We start from the raw sequence: 10341 nt of genomic DNA on the forward strand, positions 1-10341 counted from the left end.
AAGGATTTCGGGCATCTTCCCCCTTGGCTGCCATACCCTCATGACTCCCAAATACACCCCCGACAGGATCGAAGCCAAGTGGGCCGACCGATGGGAACGGGACGGGCTCTATCGAACCGCTCCGGCCGACGGTCGCCCCAAGAGGTATGTGCTGGATTTCTTTCCCTACCCTTCGGGGGACGGGCTCAGCGTGGGCCACTGCCGTAATTACGTCCCCACCGACGTTTTGAGCCGCTATTACCGCATGCGGGGTGAGAATGTCCTCCATCCCATGGGCTGGGATGCCTTCGGTCTCCCCGCGGAAAACGCCGCCATCCGTTTGAAGACCAACCCGGCCAAGCTCATCGCCCGCTTTGCCGCCAACTACAAGCGGCAGATGCGGTTGCTGGGAATTTCCTTTGACTGGAGCCGGGAGATCAACTCCTCTCGGCCCGAATACTATCGTTGGACCCAGTGGGTCTTTCTGCAGCTCTACCATTCGTGGTACGACCCGCGGCTGCAGAAAGCCTGTCCCATCTCCGGCCTGGAGCAGGAGCTGGCGATGCAGGGTAGCGGCGGCATTCCCGGAGCTCCGACCATGACCGCCGAGGCCTGGAGGCAAATGCCGGTCACCGGGAGAAAGGATTATCTGAGCCGCTTTCGGCTGGCCTATCGCGGGGCATCCACGGTGAACTGGGACCCGGTGGAGAAAACGGTGCTGGCCAACGAAGAGGTGGTGGACGGCCGCGGCTGGCGAAGCGGGGCTCTGGTCGAGAAGAAGCGGCTGATGCAGTGGTTCTTTCGAATCACGGCCTACGCCGACAGGCTGTTGGCCGACCTGGAGGACCTGGACTGGCCAGAGGGCATCAAGCTGATGCAGCGCAACTGGATCGGGCGCAGCCGTGGGGCCGAAGTCAGTTTCGCCACCGCCGCCGGGCCGCTGACCGTGTTCACCACCCGTCCCGATACGCTTTGGGGCGCCACTTTCATGGTGCTGGCGCCGGAGCACCCTCTGGTACACGCCCTCACCGCTCCTTCATCGGCCAAAAAGGTCGAGTCCTATCTGCAGCAGGTCCGGGGCAAGAGCGATCTGGATCGGACCGCCCAGGGGCGGGCCAAGACGGGTGTGTTCCTGGGATCCCACGCCACCAATCCGGTCAACGGCGAAGCCATCCCGATCTGGATTGCAGATTATGTCCTGATGGGGTATGGAACCGGCGCCATCATGGCGGTCCCGGCCCACGACCAGAGAGATTTCGAGTTCGCCCGCCGGTACGGCCTGGAGATCCGGGTGGTGATTCAACCGGTGGGCCGGGATGAACCGCTGCAGTCCGACACCATGGAGGAGGCCTGGACGGGTGACGGAGTCATGAGCCGGTCCGGCTCCTTCGACGGCACCCCCACCGGACAGGCTGTCGACAGGGTCACGGACTGGTTGGAGGAGACCTATCGGGGCAGATCGAGTGTCCAATACAAGCTGCGGGACTGGGGGATCAGCCGCCAGCGCTATTGGGGCACCCCAATTCCCATCGTTCACACCGCCGACGGCGAGGCATCCGTGGCCGCTGACGATCTTCCGGTGCGGCTGCCGGAGGTGCGGCACTACGAGCCTACCGGCAGCGGAGAGTCGCCCCTGGCAGCCATTCCCGAGTTCGTGCAGGTGTCTCTGCCCGGCGGCATCCGGGGGAGGCGCGAGACCGACACCATGGGAACTTTCGCCTGCTCCTCCTGGTACTTTCTGCGCTTCGTGAGTCCCCGCAATGCCCAGGCAGCCTTCGACCGCAAGCAAGTGGACTACTGGCTTCCGGTGGACATGTACGTGGGAGGGGCCGAGCACGCCGTCATGCACCTGCTCTACGCCCGTTTCTGGACCAAGGCGCTCTATGATCTGGGCCACCTGCCGTTTTCCGAGCCCTTCACCTGCCTCCGCAATCAGGGGATGATCCTGGGGCAGGACGGAGAAAAGATGTCCAAGAGCCGGGGAAACGTCGTCACACCGGACGAAATGGTGGAGGCCTGGGGCGCCGACGCCCTGCGTGCCTACGAGATGTTCATCAGCGATTTCGAAATGTCCACCCCCTGGAATACCAACGGCCTCTCCGGAACCTTTCGTTGGCTACGCCGCGCCTGGGAGGTGATTTTGCGGCCTTCTCCTCAGGAGGGCTCCTCCTCGCGGACCCGGAAGCAGGACCGGGACCTGCGCCGCTGGACGCACAAGACCTTGCTCAAGGTCTCGAGCGACATCGAGGGATTTCGTTTCAACACCGTGATCTCGTCGCTCATGGAATTCACCAATGCCCTTCATGAAGCCGCCAGGAAGCCGGTTGGAAGAGAGGCCTTTGTGGAAGCCACCGACGCGCTGCTCCTGATGCTGGCGCCGGTCGCCCCCTTTATGGCGGAGGAACTGTGGGCCTTGAAGGGGCGATCCTACTCGATTCACCAGCAGCCCTGGCCCAAGGCCGACCGCCTTCTGGCGGCCGAAGAGGAGATCACGCTGGTGCTTCAGGTCAACGGCAAGGTGCGGGGGCGACTGAGCCTTCCGGCCGCCCTGACGGAAACGCAGGCTCGGGAGGCGGCATTGAGCCAGGAGTCGGTTCAGCGCCATTTGAACGGCAAGTCCCCCAAGCGATTGATTTATGTTCCCGGGAAACTGGTCAATATCGTGGTGTAGACAGTTGCGGGATCGGGAGAGATCCGTGGTGGTTTCGGCCAAGGTGCTCCAGGTGTTGGCCGCCTGGCTGCTGACCGGCCTGCTGGCTGCCGGCTGCGGGTACCGCCTGGCCGGAAAAGCCACCGCCATTCCCGAGTCCGTCGATTCCATCGCCGTTCCCATTTTCACCAATCGGACAACCAAGTACAGGCTGGAGCAGCGCCTGACCTCGGCGGTGGTGGACGAGCTGACTTCACGCACCCGGTACCGCATCTCCTCCAACCCTTCTTCGGCCGCAGCTGTGCTGACCGGAATCGTCACGGGGTTCAGATCGACTCCGGTAATCTTCTCGGGCAGGGCGGGGTCCACCATTCTGGTGACGGTGCGCCTGCGGGTGGAGCTGAGGGACTCCAGGTCCAAGAAGCTCCTTTTCGAGAATCGAAACTATTTCTTCCGGGAAGAGTTTGAAATCAGTCGGGCTTCCCAGGATTTTTTCCCGGAGGAAGGACCCGCTCTGGATCGGCTCGCCAAAGCCTTTTCGCGGGATCTGGTCAGCACCATCCTGGAGTCTTTCTGACCGACATGTCCTTTGCCCAGTTCCAGACACACCTGCGCCAGGGAGAGTTCAGTCCGGCCTATTTCATTTTCGGTCCCGACGCTTACCTGAGAGATGCGGCCAGAAAGGCTCTCATGGAGGCCTTGAGCAAGGCCTGGGAGGGCGAACCGCCAAGTTCGAGAATCGATCTGGACCAGACCCGGCTGGATGAGCTTCTGGTCTCGGCCTTGACTCCCTCCCTGTTTGCGCCCAGGCAGGTCCTGCATATCCGGGGAGTCATGAAGCTGCGAGACCGGCAGATCAAGGAACTGGCCGACTACCTGGCCCGTCCCAACCCGGCTACCGTGCTGGTGTTCCTGGCGGGAGAACTGAGCCGCGACGACCGCAGGAAGAAGATTTTCAAGACGTTGCAGGCCGGCAGCCGGGTGGTGGACCTGGCCGTCCTGAGTGAGGCTCAGGCCCGAAGCTGGATTGCCAAGGCTCTAGGGAAGCGGGGACACCCCATCCAGGAGGAGGCGGTAGAGTGCCTGGTCGAACTTCAGGGAACCGATTTGGGCCGGTTGCATCTGGAGGTGGAGAAGCTGGCGCTGCTTGCCGGGGAGGGGAAGACCGTCACCCTGGAAATGGTTCAGGAGTTGGCCGGATATTGCCGGGACCACACCGTTTTCGACTTCCTGGATGCCGTATTGGCTCAGGATCGCCGCCAAGCGCTTCGGCTGTGCTGCGAATTGTCGGCTCACCCGGCAGGAATGCTGTCCATGGTCACGCTGCTGGGGCGGCGGCTGCGCAACCTGCTTCAAATCCAGGAGATCTCGCCAGCCACCAAGCTGGGGGATATGGCTCGTCAGATCGGGGCCAATCCCTATTTCCTGAAGCGGTTGCTGGAGCCCGCCAAACGCTTTCGCCGCCAGACCCTGGTCACGGCCATCGATGGTTTGGCGTCCATCGATGACGGAATCAAACGGTCCAGTCCCGACAGCCGCCTCTGCCTGGAACGCCTGGTTGCGGACCTGAGCGCCGGCGCCGGCAGTACCGGCCCCCCGCTTGGAAACAGGCGCTGAATCCTGTCGGACCCTGGAAAGGTTCAGAAAACCCTGCGATGTTCCTTCAATCCTCAGGATCGGTCTGATCGGCTTTACGGAAGATTTCCTCGGCGGATTGGAGTCCCTCCCAGGCAGAGGGAAAGCCGGCATAGAAGGCCATCTGCAACATGGTCTCTCGAATCTCCGCCCGGGTGGCGCCGTTTCGAAGTGCCATCTCCACGTTGAGCTCCAGTCCCCGGGTCCTTCCCAGGGCGGTCAGGCCTGCAATGGTGATCAGGCTCCGGGTGCGCAGGTCGAGCTTGGATCGGGTCCAGACCTCGCCGGCCAGCACTCCCAATACGAATTGCTGGAAATCGGGCGAAATCTGCCCCCAAACGTCCCGGAGTTGGCGGGCTCTGTCTGCTCCGGCCATTTGAACGAATTGCTCGAAACCTCGCTGCACCCTGTCTTGACTCGATTCCATGATGAAAATCCTCCCGCGTCTGTTTGTGGAAGCCGTCGGTGTTTCCAGTTCCCAAGTGCCCGGTTTCTTTGATAAGAAACCATAGTTTGGCAAGGTCACCGCATACGGTTGAATGTTGCATGAAGCTTATCCGCTCGCGAGCCAAAACAACAGTCCGGCGCGATTGCAGCCTGGAATTGGGGTTGACGTTGCCGGAGGAGTAGCCCGTTTGCCTGGAGGAGAGATCCAACAGCCATCATGACCGAGCAAGCCGTCCTGCTGATTGGCTTCGGGGGACCGACCCGAAGCGATGAGATTCGCCCGTTCCTGGACAACGTCCTGCGGGGGCGCAGCGTGCCCCGGGAACGGATCGAGGAAGTGGCCCACCATTACGAATTGATCGGAGGTCGATCACCCTTTAACGAGCTGACCTTCCGCCAGGCGGATGGACTGCGGCGACTGCTGGAAAAGGAGGGGCCTTCAATCCCCGTATACGTGGGTATGCGCAACTGGCATCCGCTTCTGGCCGACGTTCTGGAACGGATGGCCGGCGACGGGGTGCGGAGGGCGGTGGGTGTCATCCTGGCGCCTCATCAGGGCGAGGCCAGCTGGGGACGCTATCAGGATGCAGTTCGGGAGGCCAGGATCCTGCTGGAGGAAAAGCTGGGGCGGCCGGCTCCGGCGGTGGACTATTGCAAACCCTGGTTTGTCCATCCCGACTATGTGGAGGCTGTCGCCGACCGCGTCCGGCACCAGTGGAACCGAATCCCAAGCCGGAACCGGCTGCAGACCAGGCTGCTCTTTACCGCTCACAGCGTTCCCAGCCGATTTGCCAGCCCATACGTGGACCAGCTTCGCGAATCCTGCCGGGCGGTGGCTTCGGCCCTGAAGATACCGGATTGGGAACTGGTCTACCAGAGCCGTAGCGGCGGGCCGCGGGATCCCTGGCTCGAACCGGATGTCTGTGACGTCATCGAGAGCCTGGGCAAGAACCAATGCCCCGGCGTGTTGCTGGTGCCCATCGGTTTCGTGTGCGATCACGTGGAAGTGCTCTACGACCTGGACGTGGAGGCCCGGCAGGTCGCCCGGAAGTGGAAGATGGACTTTTTCCGGGCTCCGACGGTCAACGACCACCCCCGCTTCATCCGGATGCTGGCCGACGTGGTCAGACGGGCTATCGAGGGTGGGGGGGAGCGCGGGGACTAGCGCGGGTCTTGCTTGGGTCTTTTTGGGGGGGGGACGTTGCGTTCCGGGAGGGTGCTTGCTATTCGCCGTCGATGCGACCACAACGGGTAGATGTGGCGTGGGGCGGGGTTTGTTTGGGGAAGCAGTGCGTTCCCGAACGGGTGCTTTCTATTCGCCGCATTCGCGGCTGGGTTGGCGCGGGGCGCGGACCCATACGACCCCGGGCTGCCGCCCGGGGCTACCCTGAGCCGCAGCTACGCAGCTCTATAAGGATGGCCCGTAGGTGGCGTCTCGCCGGGTAATCCACGTCAACCGCAGCCTTCGCAGCTCTCCCGAAACCCACAACACTGCAGGAGGAAACGTGCTTTTTATTTGGAATATGCCCCGGGCCAGCGCCCGGGGGGAGCCACTGCAAAACGTCACATAGGGGAGTCAAGCCGCGAATGCTGCGGCAGCGACAAAAAATTCATTCACTCCGCTCTGTTCTGACCTTCGACCGACCGGCCCTGCTTGACCGTTCGGTGGGGGCGACCTTGGCCGCTTCGGAGTGGTGTTCGGTGGGCTGGGCCAGCGCCGCGGAGGTGGCGGGGGTCTTCTTGCCCTTCCTGGCAATCGTCGCGAATTCCTGCGACAATTTCTTCAGCCTGTCGATCTGGCCCTTGGTGAGTTTGCTGCTCATGGCGCAACGGGTGGGGTCGCGGTTCCCCAATCAGCCTCTGCCGCGGCTCGGACCACTCCGCTATTCCTGATTGAGGGGGTCATGCCGGGTCTTCCAGCTCAACCGCCTGAAACAGTCCTTCGGTCACCCAGCCGCGGAACCAGGAAAAGAGCTGTACCTCTCCGACCGGCTGGCCCCCACGTCTCAAGACCCCGCTCAGTGCCTCTCCGAGCGGCACTCCGTTGACAAGAGCTTTCAGAAGCCGGTAGGCGGGACGGGACAGATCCAGCCAGCGTAGGGCGAATTGGCTTCGATAGACCACCGCCCAGTGGTTTTTGCGCCGGGTGGCGGGCCGTGGTTTGCCCTGGCGCACCGCCTCCAGATAGGCCCCCACGGGGTAGCGAAGCTCCTGCACCGAGAGGGCAGCGACAGGTTTGAGACGGGCGGTCTCCCAGCATTCGGGGGGTACCTCGGCAATGGCCTCGGGGGTGAGAACCGGCGATTCCTCGGCGTCGAACAGCCGGCTCATCAGCAGTTCAAAGCGAGCCAGCTCGTAGAGGAAGTCCTTCCGCACCATCCCGGGACTGCTCCGGATGAATTCGGGGAGATGATCTCCCAGACGATTCAAGGTATAGCTTTGGGAGGGATAGCGGTCGACATAGCCCCTGACCAGGTCGGAGAAGCGCTTCGGACCCAGAAAATGCGCCAGCCCGGGAAAATCGGCCTCCAGGGCTTCCTGCAAGCGGGCCAGGTACATGCCGCGGTAGATGCCGATTCGGTCGAAGGAATCGAGTGTGCGGGATGGCCGTATCAGACCCGTAAACCGGCTCGGCGGCACCAATTTTCGGGCTTCGGCGGAAGCCACCGCCTGCCGGTCGGAGCCCGGATGCAGGATGACCGCCTGCATCCATTTCTGGGTATTGCCCAGATCAGGTGCCATAGGCTCTCTGGTGGTCCGGCTCGGGAAGGCCGCGGTGCCGGCGGGCTTTCAGGGCTTCGGCGTGCACCACCTCGAAGCTGGGAATGTTCTCGTCCCACTCCAACAGGGTGGCTACGCCGCCGGTTCTTTGGCAGGAACGTCGATAGAGGGACCAGACCTCGTCGATGACGTGATCGCTATGGGTGTCCAGAATATGCGTTCCCTTGTGGGTGTGCCCGGCCAGGTGGTATTGAACGACGCGGTCGGCCGGGACTCGGTCGATGAAGGCTTCCGGGTCCAGGCCGTGGTTGAAGCAGCTGACGTAGACGTTGTTCACGTCCAGAAGAATCCCGCAGTCGGCCTCCTGGGCCAGAGTGGAGAGAAAATCCACTTCGCTCCAGGTGGAGGTCCCGAATTCCAGGTAGGTGGATGGGTTCTCCAGGACCAGGGGGCGCTCCAGGATCTCGGAAACCGCTTTCACCCGTTCGATGGTGTAGCGCAGGGATTCGTCGGTGTAGGGCATCGGCAGCAGGTCATGGACGTTGATTCCACTCACGCCGGTCCAGCAGAGGTGATCCGAGACCCAGTGGGCCCGGGTACGGTCGGCCAGAGCCTTCAGTTTTTTCAGATAGCCCAGGTTCAAGGGATCGGTGCTCCCCACCGACATGGACACTCCGTGGAGCACGACCGGGTAGCGTTCCGCCACCTGGTCCAGCACGTACAGCGGGCGGCCCCCCGTATCCATGTAGTTTTCCGAGAGGATCTCGAACCAGTCGATGGGCGGGTGGTTGGCCAGAATGTAGCTGTAATGGACGGTACGGAGACCGATCCCGAACCCCAGGTCGGGTAAATTCCACCGATTCCTGCCCATAAGGGACCTCCCGGTCCAAACGGACGAACCCAGCCGGTCCCGCTTCCCGCTCGCGAAGTCGCGTATTGCACCCAACGGTCGGAAGCGCCGGGGGGCCGGTCAGTCCTGGTAACTGTCAGGCTATTTCTTCTTTTCGACTCCGTGGAGGGGAACGGAGCAGCCGCCCTTGCCCTTGCAGGAGTTCTTGCCGGCGCAGCCGTTGTCGCCGCTGCCGCAGCCGCCCTGGCCCTTGCACTCGTTCTGGCCCTTGCAGGAGTGCCTGGCCGCCGTGGCGCAGCCGCCCTTGCCCTTGCAGGAATTCTTGCCGGCGCAGCCGTTGTCGCCGCTGGCGCAGCCTCCTTGGCCCTTGCACTGGTTGCGGCCCTTGCAGACGTGCTTGGCCTTCTTGTCTTCATCGGCCAACAACAGGGAATCCGTTTGGCTGACCGCCTTGGAGCCCGCCACCATGCCGGCCACGGCGGCTCCCATCACCTGAGTGAATTTCCTTCGATCCATAGAAGATGTCTCCTTGGGGATAGCTTCGAACGTCACCTTTCGAGTCATCCGGCAACCAATGCCGACCCGTCACCTGGCGCTTTCGAGAGAGCCTGAATATAGCCCAACCTACCACAAAAATCAAAGCCTCCTCTCTGCCGGCCGAAAGGGGTTGACCATGGCCTCCGTGGGTTTCCAATGACCGGCGGGAAGGACGAATGCAGCGGATTTCCAGGCTGTTCCAGACTGCCGGCTTCGGTCTCCGGGCGCCCCGCGTCTGTGGTATAGTCCGTGGCGGTTGGCGGGCTTTCCTGTAGCCAAACCCCAATTGGGAGGCTGAAGATCGTGTTCGAGACCATTGCATGGAGCGACGAAGGCGTGGTCATGATCGACCAAAGAAAATTGCCGGCCGTCGAAGAGTACCCGGTGTTCAAGACCTATGAAGAAGTGGCCCAGGCGATCAAGGACATGGTCATTCGAGGTGCACCGGCAATTGGAGTTGCCGCTGCCATGGGAGTGGCGCTTGGGGCCGAGTCCATCAAGTCCCATGACCCGGAGCGGTTTGAGCAAGCGTTTCAGTCCATTTGCGAGACCCTGGCGGCAACCCGGCCCACCGCCGTGAATCTGTTCTGGGCCATCGAACGGATGAAGGGGGTCTACCGGCGACACAAGTCCCAGGGACCCGCGGCTGTGGCTGCCGCCCTCAAGACGGAGGCCCTGCATATCCACGACGAGGATATTCGACTCAACCGCCGCATGGGAAGCCACGGGGCCGCCCTCATCCAGGACGGTTCCCGGGTCTTGACACACTGCAATGCCGGTGCCCTGGCAACCGCCGGTTACGGCACGGCGCTGGGAGTCGTTCGGGCCGCGGTGGAGCAGGGCAAGAGAGTGGAAGTGCTGGCGGATGAAACCCGGCCTTTTCTGCAGGGAGCCCGTCTAACCGTTTGGGAGCTGCAAAGGGACGAGATACCGGTCACCCTGATCACTGACAACATGGCGGGGTATTACATGAAACAGGGCCAGGTGGACTGCGTCGTTGTCGGGGCCGATCGGATCGCTGCCAACGGGGACGTCGCCAACAAGATCGGCACCTATTCGGTTGCCGTGCTGGCGAGGGAGCACGAGATCCCCTTCTACGTGGCGGCGCCCCTCTCGACGGTGGACCTGGACGTTCCCACCGGCGACCAGATCCCCATCGAGCAGCGCTCCCCGCGTGAAGTGACCCACCTGGGTGACAAGGCCATCGCTCCCCAGGGGGCCCCGGCCGGAAATCCCGCCTTTGACGTGACCCCTCACCGCTACGTGGCGGCCATCATCACCGACGCCGGTGTCGCCCGGCCTCCCTTCCTGGACAATCTGAGAGTTCTGAAGACGGGGGCGGCACTTACCTGAAACAAACGCCGTAACTCAGGAAGCCGCAAGTTTGCGGCGTCGCTTATGCCCCCCACCGCATCAGCCTTCGCCATTCGGCGCTGCTTTGTGGCGCCGCGATTGCCCCCCTCCGCATCAGCCTTCGCCTGCGGCTCGGCTTCTGCGACTCCCCCTCAAGGGGGGAGTGATT

The 10341-nt window shown here is 62.7% G+C and carries 10 protein-coding genes; 5 read left to right on the top strand and 5 right to left on the bottom strand.

Annotated features, from left to right (window positions below):
* Positions 1 to 40: 40 nt before the first annotated feature.
* From leuS to holA, 3 genes are read left to right on the top strand one after another with little or no spacing between them, the layout of a single operon-like run.
* On the top strand, positions 41 to 2650 hold the full coding sequence (gene leuS / locus OXI69_04975) for a leucine--tRNA ligase (GenBank protein MDE2665481.1): 2610 nt from the start codon (positions 41 to 43) through the stop codon (positions 2648 to 2650).
* Between the two features lie 25 nt (positions 2651 to 2675).
* Positions 2676 to 3206 (top strand): LPS assembly lipoprotein LptE, encoded by a 531-nt coding sequence (gene lptE, locus OXI69_04980; protein MDE2665482.1) that lies wholly within the window; start codon positions 2676 to 2678, stop codon positions 3204 to 3206.
* Between the two features lie 5 nt (positions 3207 to 3211).
* Positions 3212 to 4246, top strand: a complete 1035-nt coding sequence (gene holA / locus OXI69_04985; GenBank protein ID MDE2665483.1) for a DNA polymerase III subunit delta — start codon at positions 3212 to 3214, stop codon at positions 4244 to 4246.
* Positions 4247 to 4292: 46 nt separating this feature from the next.
* On the opposite strand, the gene OXI69_04990 is transcribed toward holA, so the two are convergent.
* A complete protein-coding gene (locus OXI69_04990; GenBank protein MDE2665484.1) occupies positions 4293 to 4691 on the bottom strand; it encodes a carboxymuconolactone decarboxylase family protein in 399 nt (132 codons plus the stop codon).
* Positions 4692 to 4928: 237 nt separating this feature from the next.
* On the opposite strand from OXI69_04990, the gene hemH reads away from it, so the two are divergent.
* On the top strand, positions 4929 to 5876 hold the full coding sequence (gene hemH / locus OXI69_04995; protein MDE2665485.1) for a ferrochelatase: 948 nt from the start codon (positions 4929 to 4931) through the stop codon (positions 5874 to 5876).
* A 445-nt stretch (positions 5877 to 6321) separates the two neighbouring features.
* On the opposite strand, the gene OXI69_05000 is transcribed toward hemH, so the two are convergent.
* The 4 genes from OXI69_05000 to OXI69_05015 all read right to left on the bottom strand — a co-directional run bounded on the left by OXI69_05000 (position 6322) and on the right by OXI69_05015 (position 8798).
* Positions 6322 to 6534, bottom strand: coding sequence for a hypothetical protein (locus OXI69_05000; GenBank protein MDE2665486.1), 213 nt, complete (start codon positions 6532 to 6534; stop codon positions 6322 to 6324).
* Between the two features lie 79 nt (positions 6535 to 6613).
* Positions 6614 to 7453: a DNA-binding domain-containing protein gene (locus tag OXI69_05005; protein ID MDE2665487.1), complete on the bottom strand. Its 840-nt coding sequence runs from the start codon at positions 7451 to 7453 to the stop codon at positions 6614 to 6616.
* A complete protein-coding gene (locus OXI69_05010; protein MDE2665488.1) occupies positions 7443 to 8303 on the bottom strand; it encodes a DUF692 domain-containing protein in 861 nt (286 codons plus the stop codon). The genes OXI69_05005 and OXI69_05010 overlap by 11 nt, the downstream gene beginning before the upstream one ends.
* Positions 8304 to 8423: 120 nt before the next feature.
* Complete coding sequence (locus tag OXI69_05015; GenBank protein ID MDE2665489.1) at positions 8424 to 8798, bottom strand: hypothetical protein; 375 nt, start codon at positions 8796 to 8798, stop codon at positions 8424 to 8426.
* A 321-nt stretch (positions 8799 to 9119) separates the two neighbouring features.
* On the opposite strand from OXI69_05015, the gene mtnA reads away from it, so the two are divergent.
* Positions 9120 to 10172, top strand: a complete 1053-nt coding sequence (gene mtnA, locus OXI69_05020; GenBank protein MDE2665490.1) for an S-methyl-5-thioribose-1-phosphate isomerase — start codon at positions 9120 to 9122, stop codon at positions 10170 to 10172.
* Positions 10173 to 10341: the final 169 nt, after the last annotated feature.

It is taken from the genome of Acidobacteriota bacterium, assembly GCA_028875575.1.
Lineage (GTDB): Bacteria > Acidobacteriota > Terriglobia > Versatilivoradales > Versatilivoraceae > Versatilivorator.